General features: G+C 72.5%; 8 protein-coding genes. 4 read left to right on the plus strand and 4 right to left on the minus strand.

All coding sequences use genetic code 11. The features are described 5' to 3' along the window. Window positions 1-45 precede the first annotated feature (45 nt). Window positions 46-3,447 (minus strand): UvrD-helicase domain-containing protein, encoded by a 3,402-nt coding sequence (locus QSK31_RS23005; RefSeq protein WP_285686353.1) that lies wholly within the window; start codon window positions 3,445-3,447, stop codon window positions 46-48. Next, window positions 3,447-6,260: a PD-(D/E)XK nuclease family protein gene (locus QSK31_RS23010; RefSeq protein ID WP_285686354.1), complete on the minus strand. Its 2,814-nt coding sequence runs from the start codon at window positions 6,258-6,260 to the stop codon at window positions 3,447-3,449. Before QSK31_RS23010 ends, QSK31_RS23005 begins: the two co-directional genes overlap by 1 nt. Window positions 6,261-6,463: 203 nt before the next feature. On the opposite strand from QSK31_RS23010, the gene QSK31_RS23015 reads away from it, so the two are divergent. Then, window positions 6,464-10,609, plus strand: a complete 4,146-nt coding sequence (locus tag QSK31_RS23015) for a PDDEXK-like endonuclease domain-containing protein (protein ID WP_285686355.1) — start codon at window positions 6,464-6,466, stop codon at window positions 10,607-10,609. Here QSK31_RS23015 and QSK31_RS23020 read toward each other — a convergent pair. After that, a complete protein-coding gene (locus QSK31_RS23020; protein WP_285686356.1) occupies window positions 10,575-12,206 on the minus strand; it encodes a restriction endonuclease in 1,632 nt (543 codons plus the stop codon). The genes QSK31_RS23015 and QSK31_RS23020 overlap by 35 nt on opposite strands. A 317-nt stretch (window positions 12,207-12,523) precedes the next feature. Here QSK31_RS23020 and QSK31_RS23025 point away from each other — a divergent pair, with 317 nt between their 5' ends. The 3 genes from QSK31_RS23025 (at window position 12,524) to QSK31_RS23035 (ending at window position 15,343) form a co-directional block, all read left to right on the plus strand. Next, window positions 12,524-14,248, plus strand: coding sequence for an EAL domain-containing protein (locus QSK31_RS23025; protein WP_285686357.1), 1,725 nt, complete (start codon window positions 12,524-12,526; stop codon window positions 14,246-14,248). A 42-nt stretch (window positions 14,249-14,290) separates the two neighbouring features. After that, on the plus strand, window positions 14,291-14,680 hold the full coding sequence (locus tag QSK31_RS23030) for a cupin domain-containing protein (protein ID WP_285686358.1): 390 nt from the start codon (window positions 14,291-14,293) through the stop codon (window positions 14,678-14,680). Window positions 14,681-14,884: 204 nt separating this feature from the next. Beyond that, window positions 14,885-15,343: a MarR family winged helix-turn-helix transcriptional regulator gene (locus QSK31_RS23035; RefSeq protein ID WP_285686359.1), complete on the plus strand. Its 459-nt coding sequence runs from the start codon at window positions 14,885-14,887 to the stop codon at window positions 15,341-15,343. A gap of 85 nt (window positions 15,344-15,428) precedes the next feature. On the opposite strand, the gene QSK31_RS23040 is transcribed toward QSK31_RS23035, so the two are convergent. After that, complete coding sequence (locus tag QSK31_RS23040) at window positions 15,429-17,651, minus strand: TPM domain-containing protein (RefSeq protein WP_285686360.1); 2,223 nt, start codon at window positions 17,649-17,651, stop codon at window positions 15,429-15,431. Window positions 17,652-17,723: the final 72 nt, after the last annotated feature.

Genomic DNA, 17,723 nt, shown 5'->3' on the forward strand with positions numbered 1-17,723 from the left:
CTCAGAAATTTGGGAGCGCTTCCATAGAGCCGCACCAATATACAACTAGGTGAGCACGTGAGCACGTACCGACGTCACCGCGGCCTGCAGATCGGGCACTTCCCAGGCCTCGGCGCCGTTCGGGTGCAGGAAGAGCAGCACGCACCGGGCGACCGGCCTGCTCGTGGCGGCTTCCACCGCCGCCGCGTACGCCGCCATCTGCGGCCGGTAGAAATCCGCCCGCGCCGACAGGCTGGAGGCGGTGACCACGTCGGTCTTGTAGTCGACCACCACCAGGCCGTCATCGTCCTCGTAGAGCAGGTCGACGATCCCTTCGAGCACCCGGTCGCCGATGGCCGTCGCCACCCACGTCTCGCGCCAGTGCCGGCGCGCGGCGGCCCGCTTGACCAGCGGCGCGGCCAGGGCCGACGAGGTCAGGCGGGCGACCAGGCCGGCGTAGGGGACGACACCCTCGGCGAGGCATTGCGCCGCCACCGCGTCGTCCACGCCGGCGCCGGTGGTCAGATCCACCGACTGCAGGACGCCGTGCACGGCCCGGCCGATCGCGGTGCCGTACCGGCCCTTGAACCAGGGCGCGAGCTCCAGGTTCCGCGGACCCTTCGCCAGGCCCGGATCGGGACTGGGCAACGTTCCTTCCAATCCGGACGCGGTGACCGCGAACGACCGTGCCGCCGCGGCGCGTGACTCGGCGGCGCCGGCGGCCCATTGCCCAAAGGTCTGTGGCGAACGGACATCCGGCTTGGGACGAATCACCGCGGACAGCGAGGGCGGGGCAAAGCGCGGCACGGGAGGCGTCGCACCGGCCAGCAGCTCGGCGCTGGTGGACGTGCCGGAGCCACGACGATGGAGGGAGACGACCAGATGATCACGAGGTCGCGTGCACGCGACGTAGAGCAGCCGCATCTTCTCGTCGAGACCCATCTGCTCGTCCACCGGCAGGGCGGCGTCGAAATCAGCCGTCTTGACGGTGCTGTGCAGCTTCATCTCGCAGCCGCCGCCGCGCGGCCACAGCACCCGCAGACCGGCGTTGCGCCGGGTCAGCCGGGTGGTCATCCCGGAGACGATCACCATCGGGAACTCGAGGCCCTTGGCACTGTGGATCGTCATGATCTTCACGGTGTCGGTGTCGGTCTCCGGCAGCGCCGCCTCGGCCACCCGGGCGACGTCGCTGCCCTGGCGAGCCGCCCACGCCAGATATTCGCGCAGGCTGCCGTGCTCGGACTCGGACCACGCCCGGGCCTGGTCGACCACGAAACGCAGCCGGCGCCATACGTCCCGGGTCCGCGACTGAGCCGCCGACGGATGGCCGACCGCCTGCTCGAACATCCGCCGCTCCGCGATCAGCATCCCGAGCACCTCGCCGGGCGACAGCCACCGGCTCTCGTTGTGCAACCGCAGCAGATAGTCGAGCGCCCGTCCGACGGGATGATCCCCGGCAATCGAGGAGAAGATCGAGAAGCGGCCACCCGCCTGCCGCCACGTCCACAGGTCATCGTCACCACAGCCGAACAGCGGCGACCGCAACGCGCTGACCAGGGCCAGCTGATCACTGGGGTCATCGCAGGCGCGGGCCGCGGTCAGCAGATCCCGGACCTCGCGGCTGCGGTAGACCAGCGACGTCGCCCCCGGGTGGTAACCGACCCCGGCCTCGTCGAGGGCGTTCTCCAGCTGCGGCAACGAGGTGCGCGACGGGACGAGGACCGCGATGTCGCCCGGCGTGATGTCCCGCCAGCCGGGGCCGTCGGAGACCTGCCACTTCTCGTCGAGGGCGGTCCGGATCGCGCCGACCACGTCCGCGGCCTCCCGTTCGCGCAGGGTCGCCGCGTTCGGATTGTCCGTGTGCCCGGCCGCGCCCAGGGTCACCACCGGCGGCCCGACCGGCGCCTCCTCCCGGGTCGCGGTGAGCGCCCGGTACGGCGGCTGCGAGTCGGGGGCGGCCTGGATCAGTTGCCCGAAAACGACGTTCACCCAGCTCAGGATCGGTGCCGTGGTCCGGAAGTTGGCGTTCAGCACCACCTCCCGGCCCAGAGCGGACTGTGCCTCGAGGTAGGTGGCGATGTCCGCCCGGCGGAAACGGTAGATGGACTGCTTCGGGTCGCCGACGACGAACAGGCTGCCGGCCGGCACCGGCACGTCGGCCCACTCGTCCTGGGTGGCGTCGGCGCCGCCGGCGATGCGGACCGCCAGCTCGATCTGGATCGGGTCGGTGTCCTGGAACTCGTCCAGCAGCAGGCGGCGGTAACGCTGCTGGAGGCGGGACCGGACAGCCGCGCCGTGCTCCGGCGAGCGCAGCAGGTCACGGGCCATCACCAGCAGGTCGTGGAACTCCAGCCGGCCCTCGGCGCGGCGGGCCCGGGCGGCGTCCAGCACCCCCGCGGCGATCCGGTGGGCGAGGCGGCGCAACGTCACGTCGATGATCTCGTCGCGCAGTCGCTGGGCCCGCTCGCCGACCGCGCGGCATTCGTCGCGGAGCCGGCCCGCGCCGTAGAACTGCCAGTTGCCGGCCCGGCCGAGGTGCCAGCCCTTGACGACCGCGTCGCCGAGGACGGTCATCCGGGCGGCGTCGTCCGGCGCCTGGTCCAGCTGGTCCGCCCAGAGCCCGAGCTGCGCGAGCGGCTCCAGCAGCTTGTCGTCGGCCTCCGCGCACCCGTCGGCGAGCGCGGCCAGGCGGCGGGCCTCGGCGATCATCGCGGCCACGCCGCCCGTGCCCTCGCCGCGAGAGGCCGCGCCCGTGCCCTCGCCGCGAGAGGCCGCGCCCGTGCCCTCGCCGCGAGAGGCCGCGCCCGTGCCCTCGCCGCGAGAGGCCGCGCCCGTGCCCTCGCCGAGAGAGGCCGCGCCCGTGCCCTCGCCGTGGAAGGCTTCGCCGCGGAAGGCGGCGGGCAGGTCCGGCACCGGCACGGCGAGCACCCGGGCGGGCAGCAGGTCCCAGTTCGCGTTGAACGTGCCGGCCATCGCCCGGAGATCGTCCAGCTTCAGGCCACCGGCCATCGCCAGGACCAGCGTGTCGGTCAGGTCCTCGTCGTCGAGCAGGTCGTTGCGCAGCGTCGTCCAGCGGGCGTCGGCGTCCACACCGGACGCCACCTCGTCGCGGACCTCGATCAGCGGCGGCAGCCCGGCCTCGATCGGATGCTCGGTCAGGATGCGCTGCGCGAACGCGTGCAACGTACCGATCGCGGCCGTGTCGATCTCATTGATCGCCTCGCGTGCCGCCGCACTCGAAGCGTGCGGAAGCAGCTCCCGGCGGAGCCGGCCCCGCAACTCTGCCGCGGCCTTGTCGGTGAAGGTCACCGCTGCGATCGACCGCAGGGGTACGCCTTCCGTCAGCACGTTTTCCACAACCCGGTCGACCAATGACGACGTCTTGCCCGATCCCGCCCCGGCCTCGACGAACAGGGTCTGGTCGAGGTCTTCCCGGATCGCCCGCCGCGCATCAGCGTCCGACAACATCACACGTCCCCGATCATCCGCAGATAGCCGTCCAGTCGCGGGTCCTGCCGTTTACGGGACCAGCGGTCGCGCAGCTCACCGGCGCCCATGCCGTCGGGGTCGCAGTACCGGCACGGGATGTGCCCGCCGAACCCGTCGTCGCCGGGCGGCCGGTGCGGGAACAGCCCGGCCGCGATCCCGTCGGCGATCACGGTGACCGAGGCGATGAACGCGTCGGCCACGGCCTGCGTGATCGGCAGTTCGACCCGCTTGCCCGCGTCGGAGTGCAGGAACCAGTACTCGGCGGTGACCGGGACGTCCAGCGCGCCGAGGGCCAGGCACGCCGCCAGCCCGTACACCGGGAGTTGAAGTTTGGTCCCGCCCCGCGTGGGGTCGTCGACGCCGAGGCCCTTGAACGAGTGCGCCGATCCGGTCTTGTAGTCGACCACCGTGATCGTGTCGCCGGCCCGGTCCACCCGATCCGCGCTGCCGTGCATCAGCAGCACCCGCCCGTCCAGCAGCGGCACCGGCACCGGCGGCTGATCGTCGGACAGCCCGAAGCGCAGCTCGGAGCGCACCTGGTGCCGGCCGGTCGCGGCGCGCACCTCGTCGTCCAGCGTTAGGAACGCGTCCAGCCGGGACAGCACGGCGGCCAGTTCGCGGCGCCAGAGCAGACGGTGACCGGTCTGACCGCGTACCGAAAGATCCTGAGCGACCTCGACCGCGGTCTGCCGCAGCGCCGCACGCTGCCCGGCCGACCACGGCGTCGCGCCGCCCGGCACCGCGCCCACGTGGTCCTGCTCGACGAAGAACCGTTCCAGCGTGTGGTGGTAGAGGTTGCCGAGCTCGATCGGGCTGATCGTGAGCTGCTCCTCGGGCGACTCCACCGGCCGGATCCGCAGCAGCTTCTCCATCAGGTAGGCGTGCGGGCAGCGCGTCCACGCCTCCAGCGCGGTCGGCGACACCACCCGCCCGGCGGTCGGATCGGGCAGGTCGTGGCCGGACAGGTCGCCGTCGAAACGGGTCAGCCCGGGACTCTCCCGCTGCTGCCGCATCTCCGCCGACAGCGCGACGATCGGGTCGTCCAGCCGGTCCGCGGCCGCCGCCCGGATCCGCCACTCCTGGTCGGTGGCCAGCTCGGTCGCGGCGGACAGCGCCGACGCGTAGGACGGCAGCTCGGTCAGCGGCGCCTCGGGCAGCCAGCGCGACGGCCGGCGTTCGGTGCTGCGCCGCAGGTCACCCCTCGGGTACGAGGCGGTCACCACCGGCGCGACCGCGAACGCCGCGTGCAGCTGACGGCGCCGGCGTTCGATGCGGTCGCGGGTGGTGCGCAGGCGGCCGCCGGTCAGCTCGCGCAGCTCGTCGGGCAGCAGCGCGTCGGTCCCGCGCCGGCCCGGCACGATGTCCTCGGCCAGCCCGAGTACGAACACCTCGTCGACGTCCAGCCCGGCCGCCTCGCTCAGCGGCGCGACCAGCACACCGTCGCCGGTCCGGCCGTGCCGCGGCAGGTCGTCCTCCAGCTCGAGACCCAGCGTCAGGTCGAGCAGGGTGAGATCGGCTGCGGGTTCGACGGTCTCCAGCCCGGCGACGGCGTCGAGGGTACGCAGCACAGTCATCGCCGCGCGCCGCTCCGACTCGGGCAGCCGCCGCTCGTCCAGATCACCGGTCAGCGTGGCGTACGTCTGGCGGCCCCACTCGGCCAGCGTCGCCCAGGTGCCCAGCGCCTCACCGTCCCGCATCCGGTCCCGCAACCCGGTTGCCGCCTCCCGCAACTCGTCGGCGGCTTGCGCGTCACCCTTCTGCCGGGCCGCGTGGGCCTTGAGCCGCGTGTCCCAGTCGTCGCCGGCCACCACGCCGGCCATGCGCGAGATGCGTTCCCAGCGGGCGGTGGCCCGGACGTCGCTGTCGGCCAGCACACCGATCACGTCGGCGCGCCGCCAGCCGCCCCGATGCGCGGCGAACAGGTTGGTCAGCACCCGGGCCAGCCGGCGCTCGGCGGTCGGCGTCACCCCGCGCCCGTGCCAGCGGATCCCGGCCGCGCCCAGGTGGTCGGCGAGCAGGCGGGCGTACGGCCGGTCGGCGCCGTGCAGCAGCGCGATCCGGTGCGCCGGCGTCTCCCGCAGCCGGGCCATCACCCGGCGCACGACCTCACGTACCTCGTCGTCGGCGTCCGAGGCGGTGACGATCGCCTGTGGCGCGACCTCGGCCTCGATCGGCGCGATCAGCACCCGGCCCGGGATCGCGTCGACGAGCGCCTGCGCGCTGGGCGGCAGATCGTCCAGCAGGAAGCAGATCACGTCCGGCGGCATCGCCGGCCGGGCGGCGGCACGCAGGTCGGCCACGTCGTACCAGCCGGTGGCGAGCAGGCCGGCGACCCGGCGGTGCAGGCGGATCAGGTCGGCGCTGACCGGACCGGTGGCGGCGATCGCGTCCAGTCCCGGTCCGTCCACCTCGCGCAGCTCGGTGTGGGCGGCGGCCAGCGCGCGGACCGTCGCGGGATGCTCCGCCACGGGACCGAAGTGGCCCGGGCCGGTGGCCAGCACCTGCCGCCAGGCGGCGGCCAGCACCGGCGCGGTCACCGGCCGGCGGCCGCTGCCGGACAGTGTGGTGGCGGCGGCGCGTTCGGCGAGGCGGTCCACGGTGAGGACTTCGAGCGCGGCGATACCCGGCCCGCCGCCGACGCCGTGGGCCAGCGCGCGGCGCACGTGGGCGCCGGCCAGGTTGCCCGGGACGAGCACGGTGACCGGGGCGAGCGGGTCGTCCTTCTTGCGCTCGGCGACGACGGCGCGCAGCGCTCCGTACGCGGGCCGCCCATAGCCGGTCCAGTACTCCACCGCGTGTCCCCTTATCCGGCGCCGACCTCGACGCCAGACAACGGCTCCTGGGCGGGCAAGGTGGCCTCTTCCGCCGAACCGGCCCGCCCCCACCGCGGTTCTGCGACAATCCGGCGCCATGGGTTACGTGGTGACCGGCGGCGGCCGTTCGGCGGTCGGCCGCGACCCCGAGGAGAGAGCAGCTGTCGGCTAGCCTCGGGGGAATGGAATCGCCCCTCGTCATCCGGGATCGGGCCGTCTCGGTGGCCGATTACCTGCTGGCCGTGCGGGCGTCGATGGAACGGCCGGCCCGCACCGTGCCCGCCGACACGCTGTGGATCGACGGGCTGCCCGAGCAGGTGGAGAGCGGGCCCGTCGCCGACACGCCGTCGTGGCTGCGGGTCGGTCTGCCCGAGTTGCCCGGCCCGGTCGAGGTGCCGGCCGAGCTGCGGGACAGCTTCGAGCGCAACAACACCGACGACGAGCTGCTCGAGCAGTGGAAGGACGAGCACTGGCGGCCGTGGACGGAGCTGACCGCCGCGGCCGAGCGCACCCGGGTGCTGCACCGGCGGCTCTTCGACCTGATGCACCTGCTCGACATGAGCGCCGCCACCACCGAGCTGGTCTGGGGCCACGGCGTCCTGGAGACCGTGATCGGCGATCAGAAGGTGCGCTATCCGCTGGTCGCGACGCCGGTCCTGATCGAGTACGAGCCGGACCGCTCGCTGATCACGGTGTCGCCGGCGGGACCGGCGCGGCTGCAGACCGACGCGCTGGCGGGCACCGACGACCGCTACCTCGCGCAGCTGCTCGCGGTCGCGGGCCCGGGCGGCATCGTGGACACCGATCTGTGGAACGACCTGGACCGCCGGGAGCTGTTCGAACGGGCGCTGGGCCGGTTGGGCTACGACAAGAAGGTGGTCGGCCCGGGGGACCGGACCGAGGGCACCCGGATCGTCGACACCTCAGTGATCTTCGCCCGGCCCAAGCAGCGGCAGCTCCGCGGCTTCCTGGAGAGCCTGCGGGAACGGCTGCTCAACGGGGGCACGGCCGGGTCGCTGGCCGCGATCGTCGCGCACGAGCCGTCGAAACTGGTCATGCCGGACGACCGGCCGGAGGAGTGGACGCGGGTGGGTGAGCGGCTGCTCATGCCGCTGCCCACGAACGAGGCGCAGGAGTCGATCGCCCGCCGGCTCGCCCAGCACCGCAACGTCGCCGTCCAGGGGCCGCCGGGCACCGGCAAGACGCACACCATCCGCAACCTGATCTGCCATCTGATGGCGAACGGCAAGCGGGTCCTGGTCGTGGCCCAGAAGGAAGACCCGCTGCGCGTCCTGCGCGACGGCCTGCCCGAGGAGATCCGGGCGCTCTGCCTGGCCGTCCTGGGGCGGACCACCGATCAGCTGGTGCAGCTGCAGCTGGCCGCGCGAGAGCTCTCCGACCGGGCCGCCACGCTGGACAAACGCGCCGAGGCGGGCCGGGTGGAGCGGCTCACGAAACGACTGGAGGACGCGGAGCACGAGCTCGCCGGGTCGCTGGCCGGGCTGCGCGCGGTCGCCGAGAGCGAGGCGGCCACCTACCCGATCGACGGCGCCAGTCAGTCGCCGGCCGAGGTGGGCGCCTGGCTGCGGGAACGGGCGGCGGCAGACGGCGGCATCCCGGATCCGGTCGCGGCCGATCCGCCGTTGAGCGCCGACGAGTTCGCGACGTTGCTGCAGCTGGCCAACCGGATCGACGCTCAGGACCGGGCCGCGGCGATGCGGCACCTGCCGGACCCGAGCGTGCTGCCCACGTCGGACAGAGCGAGGGAAGACCGGGCCGCGCGGGACGAGGCCTGGGAGCGGACCGAGAGCTTCGCGACGCAAGGGCTCGACCCCGATGCGGTACGCGAGCACGGCCGCGACGCGTACGCCGATCTGCTCAACGACCTGCACGAGGCCGTCCAATGGCTGCGCCGCCGCGAGGGTTCGTGGACCGGCCGCCTCGGTCGTCTGCTCGACGACCCGCACTGGCAGCGCCTGTGGTCCGATCACGTGACCGCCACCTCGGCGCTGCTGGGCGAACTGGCCGAGCTGTCCCGTGGCCTGGCCGGTCACCGGGTGACCGTGCCGGCCGCCCAGGCTGCCGCGCCCAAGCAGCTCTTGGCCCAGCTGGCCGAGCTGCATCAGCGTTTCGCGACCGGCCGCGGGATCAGCCGGCTGATGCAGCCAGGCCTGCACAAGCTGGCCACCGAGCTGCGGGTGGACGACGAGCCGTTGCGCACCACGGACGATGTGGACCTCGCGGTCGCCTTCGTCAAGCGGAGCAGCGCCCGCCGCCGGCTGGCCGAGCACTGGTCGGAGTGGATCGAGCGGCTGGCCGTCCCACAGCAGGAGAGTCCGGAGCAGGGGAGTGACGCGCAGGCGTGGGCGGGCACGCTGCTCGCCGATGCGGCGCAGTCGCTCGACTGGGACACCAAGCACTGGCCGGATCTGTCGGCACGGCTCCGTCTGCTCGTACCCCAGGAGGAGCTGGACCGGGACGCTGAACGTCTGGCCGCCGTGGAAAGCCTGCTCACCGCCGGTCCGGCGGTCTTTGATCTGGACGAGACGGACGCCCGGATCGCCGGGACCGCCGAAAGGTTGGAGCGCTGGCCGCGTCTGCTGACGACGTGGCGGTCGCTGGACGGCTGGGACGAGGCGATCGCGGAGCTGCGGCGCCTGCACACCCTGCGACCCGAGGTCGAGCAGTACATCGGGTTGCGCAACCGGCTGGCCGGCGCGGCGCCGGAGTGGGCCGACCGGATCGAGGCCGGCGAGGTGCCCGCGGTGTCCGGCGACGCGTGCCTGCGGGCGTGGGCGTGGCGGCGGGCGCAGACCTGGTTCGACGCGGTGGCCGGCAGCGTGGACCCGGCGGTGCTGGGCCGGCGGGTGGAGGCCACGCGGGAGAAGATCCGGCGCCTGACCGGCGAACTCGTCGTCGCGTCGGCGTGGCTGGAGGTGTCCCGGGCGCTGGACGACCGGCGTCGCGCGGCGCTCGCCGACTGGACCACGGCACTGCGCAAGATCGGCAAGGGGACGGGCCGGACGGCCGCGGCGTGGCAGGTGCACGCGCAACGGGCGATGGAGTCGGCGGTCGAGGCCGTACCCGTCTGGGTCATGTCGGTCGACCGGGCGATCGAGCAGTTCGCCGGTGGCGCGCACTTCGACGTGGTGATCGTGGACGAGGCGTCGCAGGCGGACCTGTTCGCGCTGCCGGTGCTGGCGCTGGCCGAGCGGGCCGTGGTGGTCGGCGACGACCAGCAGATCGGGCCGCAGCTGGGCTTCGTCGGGTCGGTCACCGGCCTGATCCACAGCCACTTGCAGGACGTGCCGTCCGCCGAGCACTTCGACCCCGAGTCGTCGCTCTACGACCACGCCGTGCGCCGGTCGCCCGAGCGCATCCTGCTGACCGAGCACTTCCGCTGCGTGCCGCAGATCATCGAGTTCTCGTCGCGGCACTACTACGACGGCAAGATCATGCCGTTGCGCGCGGACCGGCCGGCCCTGGCGCCCATCCGCTCTGTTTTCCTCTCTGAGGGGCACCGGCAGAGCCTTCCGCCGTACGGGGATGTGAACCTGGCCGAGGCTGAGGCGCTGGTCGGGCAGGTCGCCGCGATCGTCGCGGACCCGGCATATCGGGGGAAGACGCTGGGCGTGATCAGCCTGCTGTCCACCAGCGGGCAAGCGGCGTTGCTGCTGGAACGGCTGCGCGAGGCGATCGGCGAGGACGAGATGGAGGCGCGGCGGCTGCGGGTCGGCGACGCGTACACCTTCCAGGGCGACGAGCGCGACGTGGTGCTGGTGTCGATGGTGGTGTCGGCGAAGGACGGGCGGGTGGCGGCGTTCACCAGGCGTGAGTACCACCGGCGGATCAACGTCGCGGCGTCCCGGGCGCGCGACCAGCTGTGGATCTACCACTCGGTGCAGTCGTCGCAGCTGGTTGCCGATGACGCCCGGGCGCTGCTGCTCAACTACCAGCCGGCTTCTTCGTCGACCTCCGCGGAACCGGAGAACGACTTCGAACGGGACGTGTACCGGCGGCTTACCGAGCGCGGCTACCGGCCGGTGCCGCAGTTCCGGATCGGGGCGTACCGGATCGACTTCGTGCTGAACGCGCCGGACGGGCGGCGGCTGGCCATCGAGTGTGACGGCGACGCGTACCAGGGGCCGGAGCAGTGGGAGAGCGACATGCGCCGGCAGGCCGTGCTGGAACGCGTCGGCAACTGCGTCTTCGTGCGGATCCGCGGCAGCATCTTCGCCCGGGAGCCGGAGGCGGCGATGCGCCCGGTCTGGCAGCGCATCGCCGAGCTGGAGATCAGCGTTCCTTCGGAGGCTCCAGCCGCGCCTTGAGCCGGCTGTACTCGGACAGCAGCGTCAGCAGCGCCGGTCCGTCGATCAGTTCCAGCGGGCGGCCGGCGGCTGCCTCATGCACCTCGTGCTCGTAACCGCCGGTGGCGACCAGGATGCCCTTCGTGGCGCCGGTGACGGTCACCTCCTCGTCGAGGGCCCGCAACGTGTCCGCGTCGGCCGGGACTCCGCGCGTCGCGTACACGATGATCTTGCCGCCGAAGACCGGTCGCGGATCGGTCGCGACCCACCACCGCGACCCCTTGCCCTCCCGGCCGATCGTGCCCATCGCCAGGCCCATGTTGCCGAAGAGATCGGCCACCACCTGCGCGAACTCGTCCTCGGGCAGGGCCAGCAGGTTGGGCCGCTCGTCGATGTCGGCCAGCACGTTGAACTCGCCGGTGAGGTCCCGGTCGGCTTCGGCGTCGAAGTCCAGCATCGGCGTGACGGCCGTCAGCGCGTCCGGCGCCTCGGACAGGCCCGCCGCCAGATGCTGCTTGAGGCACGCCACCGGATCGACCCGGCGCAGCTTGATCCCGGCGAAGACCTCCCGGTCGGTGCGGAGCGAGACCAGGCAGGGCCGGACAAATGCTCCGGTACGCCGGTCGATGGTGTCCACGATGCCGTTGAACGACACTTTCGCGACCAGCCCGCCCCGGTCCGCCTCCACGATCTCGTGCACCGTACGCAGCGACACCTGCGCGATGATCTCGGTGTACCGGCGGCGGGTCTCGGCCTCGTCGCGCGGGATCGCGGCCACGTCGTCGCGGACCCGGTCGTAGCGGTACTCCTTGACCACCGGGATCACCTCGACCGGCGGCAGGTGGTACTCGATCAGCAGGTGCTTCTGGTTCGGCTGGTAGGCGAGGCGGAAGTGCTGCGGGAAGTCATCCGGGTACACGGAGTTGCCGAGCACCATCGCGAAGTATTCGACCACGCTGGCCGGGTCCGCGTTCGCCACCGCCGCGGCGAACCGCTCCACCTCGGCGTTGTAGGCGGCGATCCGGGTCTCGTAGCGGCGGATGCTCTCCTCGTACGCCTGCTCGCGCTGGGCCAGCTGCCGCAGCCGCCGGGTCTCCGCCTCGATCCAGCGCTCCCGGGCCTGCTGGTAGGCCTGCCGCGCGTTCGCCATGTGCTGCTGGTGCAGCCTCTCTCCGACGAGCACCTTGCCGATCCGCCGCGGCTCCGGCGGAGCGTAACTGTCCCATGACGGTTCGGGGTGGGGCCGGCCGAGCGGACCCGGATCGAACGGCGGCGCCTGGGCCGGCTTCTTGAACTGGTCCAGGTCGATGTGGTCGTCGACGTCCAGGGTGGACAGCAGGAGCGAGTCGAGGTCGGACAGGCGGGCGCGCAGGTCGGCGTTCAGTGACGCGGCGTCCGCGCTTCGTGCCTCCGCGTAAAGACGGCGGTGTTCCCGTTTTCGTTCGGCGTCCGACTCCGCCTGCTGGGCGGCGGCCGCGGCTGCCTGCTGAGCGGCCGCCACGGCCAGATCGTGGTTGCGGCGGATGAGGTCGCGTTGCCGCGCTGCCGCCGTGCCCGCTCGCTGATGTGCGGCGGTCTGCGTGGCGTGTACGCGCTGCATGTCCCGGATGATGCCCACGGTCTCGACCCTATCTCCCGGTTACTTTCCGCATGCTCAACGATGCCATCAGTGGTGGTGTAGCGCTCGGTTCCGCAATCGGCACTCGTTGTGACTGTCCGTCATGGATCCGACGGTAGACCGAGACGTGCAACACACGGCGTAGCGGTCATCCGATCGGTTATTTTGGGACCTCGATCGGCCGAGAAACTGCAGATCATTGTTTTGTTGGGTGATCCGCGAAAACATTGGCGGAGGCCGCCCCTATCAACCCGAGCCGTGACGGGTCGTAATAGTGAGGGGCAACGCTCGACACATGCGGGAGGGGCGGCGGGCACATGACGGCACCGGACAACCGCGTCCCGCGCCCGCGCACGTTGCGCGACGCCACCCCACGTCGCCGTAAAACCGCCAAGCCCGCGAAGAACGCCGTACCCATGGATTCCTGGTTCTCCTACGACGCCACCGGCGACACCGTCATCTGGTCCGACGGCCTCAGCACGATGCTCGGCCACTCGCTCGGCGAGAACGAGATCGGCCGTCAGGTCCTCGCCCGATACGTGCACCGCGACGACCACGCCACCGCGCTCGGCGCGATCACCCGTGCCTGGACCACCCGCGAGCCCGTGCACACCACGATCCGGCTGGTCCGGGCCGACGGCGGCTGGTTCGACGTGGACATCCGTCTCGAGCCGCAGCCCGGGCCCGACGGCGAGATCTGCGGGGTTCACGGCGGCATCACCGACGTGTCGGCCCGGGAACGCGCCCGGCGCGAGGTGGCCCGGCTGGCCCGCCGCGGCGAGACCGTGCAGAACGCGGTCGCCGAACCCGACCCGGCGACCGGGCTGCTGACCAGGGCCGGGTTCGCCGACGAACTCGACCGGGCGCTGCGCCGCGGCGGGGGAGCGGTGCTGGTCGTCCGGGTCGAGCCGGACCGGGGCGACGACGAGCCACTGCGGCCCGAACGCAACGCCGACCTGCTGCACCGTGCTGCTCGCGTACTCGAAGGGGTCGTCCGCCCGGCCGACCTCCTCGGCCGGGTGGGGCCCAGTGAGATCGGCATCCTCCTGGCCGGCGCGTCCTGGGCCCTGGCCCGGCGGCAGGCCCAGCTTTTCGTCGAGTCGCTGCGCGCCCACCCGTTCGTGCTGCCGGACGCCTGGTCACGTGCCCGCGCGTGGGCCGGGCTGGTCCGCTTCCAGTCGGGCGGCGACACCGGCAGCCACGACCTGCTGATCGACGCCGAGCAGGCATGGCGGCAGGCCCGCCACGCCGACCGGCCGCTCACCCAGGTCCCGCACCCGGTGCCGGCCCGCGACCGGCAGGGCTCCTACCGCGAGCGGGTGGCCGACGCGCTCGGCACCGACCGCTTCACGCTCTACTCGCAGCCGATCCTCGACCTGCAGAGCAACCAGATCGTCCGGCACGAGCTGCTGCTGCGCGTCCTCGACGAACACGACGGGCCGCAGTCGCCGAGCCAGGTGCTGGACATCGCCGAGCGGCTCGACGCGATCTTCGACATCGACCTGTGGGTGGTCGAGCGGGCGATGCAACTCGCCGCCGAGCACCACCACCTCAACCTGCAGATCAACCTGTCCGGGCGGTCGGTCGGCGACCCGCGCCTCACCGCCGAGGTGGAACGCCTGATCGACCGGTACGGCGTGAACCCCGAGCAGCTCACCTTCGAGATCACCGAGACGGCGCTGATCGGCAACCTGTCCGAGGCACGGCACTTCGCCGACCGGATCCGCGACCTGGGCTGCGAGCTGGCACTGGACGACTTCGGGTCCGGCTACGCGTCGTTCCGCTACCTGCGGATCTTCCCGATCGACCTGGTCAAGATCGACGGGGAGTACGTGGTCCGGCTCGTCCAGAACCAGCAGGACCAGGTGCTGGTCCGTGCGCTGGTGCAGGTCTGTCAGGCGTACGGGATCCACACGGTCGCCGAATTCGTGCAGGACGAGCCGACCCTCCGCCTGCTGCGTGAGCTCGGCGTCGACTTCGTCCAGGGCTACCACGTCGGCCATCCCTCACCGCTGGAACCGGCCCACGTCCGGCGTTCCTGAACTGCTGTTCCTTTGCCGCCGGTTTGGGGTATGCGTTAGGTCATGGAGAAGTGGACGATCGCTACCGAGGCCGAAAAAAGCCCAGACTTCCGCCGGGTTCTGTGGACCGGCGAGCACACGCAGCTTGTCGTGATGACGATCCCGCCAGGCGGCGAGATCGGCGAGGAGGTCCACGAGGTGGACCAGATCCTGACTTTCGTCAGCGGCATGGCCAAGGCGAAGGTCGGCGGCGAGACCCGCAACGTCGAGCAGGGCGACCTGGTCGTCGTGCCGGCCGGCAAGAAGCACAACTTCGTCAACGACGGGCCCAACCCGCTCGTGCTCTACACCGTCTACGGCCCGGCGGAGCACGCCGACGGCGCGGTGCACAAGACGAAGGAAGAGGCGGACGCCCTCGAGGAGGCAGGCAAGGACGAGCCACCGAACTCGTAATCGTTAACAAAAGTTACCGGCGCCGGAACCGGCCGAGGCCCCCCAGCCAGCCGGTTCCGGCGCCGTGCCTGGGGTGAAGTCCCCAGGCAGAGTATCTGCGACGTTCAACCATGTCGATCCAGCTGCCCGTTTGCCCGGCTGCGATTACACAACCTGACCACCCGGGCGATGCCGGTCCGATGACGTTTAACTAACCTGCCATCCATGGACGAGGCACGGTGGTTGACCGATGAACAACAGCAAGCGTGGCGCCGCTTCGTCGCAGTTCTGTTCAAATTGCCCGCCGCGCTGGAGACACAGTTGCAGCGCGACGCCGGGCTGACCCACATGGGCTACCTCGTGCTCGCCAGCCTCTCCGAGGAACCGGACCGGCGCCTGGCGATGAGCAAGCTGGCGAAGAAGGCGACGGCCTCCCTGTCCCGGCTGTCGCACGTGGTCGCCCGGCTGGAGGCGCAGGGCTGGGTCCGGCGCGAACGCGACCCCGAGGACGGGCGCGTGCAGATCGCGGTCCTGACCGACGCCGGGGTCAGGAAGATCGTGGAGGCGGCCCCCGGGCACGCCGAAGCGGTGCAGCAGCTCGTCTTCGACCGGCTGACGCCCGGCCAGATCAAGCAGCTCGCCAAGCTCTGCGACACGTTCCTCGACCCGCCGCCAACGGCCTAAGTCCTGGAACGGCCGCCGCTCGGAGATCCGGCCGCGGCCCTCGCCGTCGCTCCTGGAGTGGCCTCCGTCGCCAACGGCCTGGCGTTCAGAACCGGCCTCCGCCGCCTCGTCGGCCTCCGCCGCCGCCGCCGGTGCGGCGGCTGCGTGAGCCGCTGCCGCCGAAGCCGCCGCCGCTCCACGAGCTCCGGCCGCTCGACCTGCTCCGATAGCCGCTCCGCGACCGGTAGCCCCCGCCACTCCCACCGGACAGCAGGCCACCCAGGAACGCCCCGAACAGGTCGTCCTCCGCCGGCGCCTCAGCCGGGTAGCCGTCACTGAACCGCAGCACGTCGTTGCGCGCGATCCGGCTCGACGTGGCGGCGAGGCTCTGTGCCCGCTGAGCCTCGGTCACGGCGGCCACCGGATCGCCCGCCGCCAGGCTCTCGGCGAGCGCCAGGTGCCGCTCCGCCTCGGCCAGCGTCGACCGGGCGCCGGCGTCGACCGCGCCGCGCCGGGTGGTGATGTAGCTGTTCGCCGCCGCTACCTCGGCCCGCGCGGCCGGCAGGGCCTGGGCGAGCAGGCTCCGCGCGCGGGCGGAACGCTCGGCCGAGTCCCGGGCGTCGGCCAGCGCTTTGTCGAGGGCCGCGTCGGCGGCCTGGAGGCGCGCGGAGACGGCGATCGGGTCGGGGGTGGCGCCGGCCAGTGCGGCCCGCGTCTCCGCCAGGGTCTGCTCGGCGGTGCTCATGGCCGTGGTCAGGGCGCCGGCCTCGATGTTCGCGGGGCTGGTCAGGGCGGCCCGGCCGGTGGCGAGCTCGGCCTCGACCTCCATGATCAGCGCGTCCGCGGACCGGCGTGCGGCGTCGTGGTCGGTCACGGCCTGATGCACCGCGGCCAGCAACTGCTCGGCCTGGTCGACGGCCTGCTCCGCGGCCCGGACGGCGAGCGCGGCCTCGGCCCGATCCCCGCCGGGCACCTCGCCCGTCGCCCCCGCCGCCTTCGCGGTCGTGATCCCAGCCCTTGTCGCCCCGGCCTCTGCCCCTGCCCCTGCCCCGGCCTCTGCCCCGGCCTCTGCCTCTGCCCCGGCCCTCGTCGTCGCGGCATCGGGCGCGGTGGAGCGGTCTTCAGGTGTGGCGGGGAGGTCTTCAGGTGCGGCGGGGCGTTGTTCGAGGGCGGCTTCGAGCGCGGCGTGCACCCGGGACAGCGCCGTCGCCGCGAACGACAAGCGCTCGGTGGCCTGGTCGACGTTGAGGCTGACGGCGGTCACGGCCGGCCCGGCGTACCGGGAAGAAAGGTCTTGAAGTGCTGTCGCCGCCGCCGGGAGTGCCGCCGCGACCTCGGCCCGCCGCCGATCCACCTCGGCGGCCACCTCCGCCGCACGCCCCTCCAGATCGCGCAGCTCGTCGAACGCCTCCGACTCGGCGTCCAGCCGGGCGTCCGCCTCCATGCACCGCCGGATGATCTCGTTGAGCGTGCGGCGCAGGGTGACCAGGTCAGGCCCGGGGGTCTCGTCCAGCGTCATCCGCAGCCGGAACGCCTCGGCCACGTCCTGCCGGGACGCCTCCAGCGCCGCCCGGAACCGCTCGGTCGCCTCGGCGCCGTACTGCCCGGTGGCCATCGCCAGCTCGCGTTCGCTCGTCCGCAGATCGTCGTCCAGCTCGACGAGCAGCGCGTTCGCCCGGCCGGTGAGGTCCTCGACGGTCGGACCGGCGGGCGTGGTGGCCTGCGGACGGTCAGGCGTGGTGGCCTGCGGACGGTCGGCCACCGCGGCACGCCGCCGCCGGATCACCACCCAGGCGATCGCGCCGGCGATCACCACGACGAAGATCACCAGCACCCAGATCAGCGTGCTCGAGCCGGACGACGCGGCCGCCTCGCGGTAGCCGTCCGCCGCCGCGATTACCGCGCCGGCCCAGTCGCCGCTGCCCAGCCGGGGCTCTATCCGCTGGGCGGCGACCTCGTCCAGCTCGGCGTCGGTGATGCGGGCGTCGGCCGGGAACGACACCTGGTAGGACCGGTCGACGGTCGCGACCGCCAGCAGCGCGTCCCGGTCGCCGAGGTCGCTCAGCGTCGCCGTCTCGTCGGTCCACTCCTGCGCGGGCGTCCCGTCGAACGACTCCACGAACACCACGAAGAGCTGGATGCCGGTGTCGGACTGCAGCCGAGCCAGCGCCGCCTCGGCGTCGGCGCGCCCACTGCCCAGCGCCCCGGCCGGGTCGACCACCTGCGTGGCGAGCCGCTGTGGCTGGTCGGCCAGCGCGGGCGCGGGCGGGAGCAGCACGGCGACCATGGCCACGAGAGCCAGGATTGCGCGGCGGGGCGTCGGAGTCACCAGGACAACTTAGATGGGCAGGCCGACGATCGGCACGAGCGCCTGTGGATAACTCGGGACTCATGCGAGATC

The organism is Actinoplanes sp. NBRC 103695 (genome assembly GCF_030269485.1).
Lineage (GTDB): Bacteria > Actinomycetota > Actinomycetes > Mycobacteriales > Micromonosporaceae > Actinoplanes.

Bases quoted from the DNA above. Each gene is read 5' to 3' on its own strand.
- QSK31_RS23005 (WP_285686353.1), bottom strand. From the start codon at position 3,447: ATGTTGTCGGACGCTGATGCGCGGCGGGCGATCCGGGAAGACCTCGAC.
- QSK31_RS23015 (WP_285686355.1), top strand. From the start codon at position 6,464: ATGGAATCGCCCCTCGTCATCCGGGATCGGGCCGTCTCGGTGGCCGAT.
- QSK31_RS23025 (WP_285686357.1), top strand. From the start codon at position 12,524: ATGACGGCACCGGACAACCGCGTCCCGCGCCCGCGCACGTTGCGCGAC.
- QSK31_RS23030 (WP_285686358.1), top strand. From the start codon at position 14,291: ATGGAGAAGTGGACGATCGCTACCGAGGCCGAAAAAAGCCCAGACTTC.
- QSK31_RS23035 (WP_285686359.1), top strand. From the start codon at position 14,885: ATGGACGAGGCACGGTGGTTGACCGATGAACAACAGCAAGCGTGGCGC.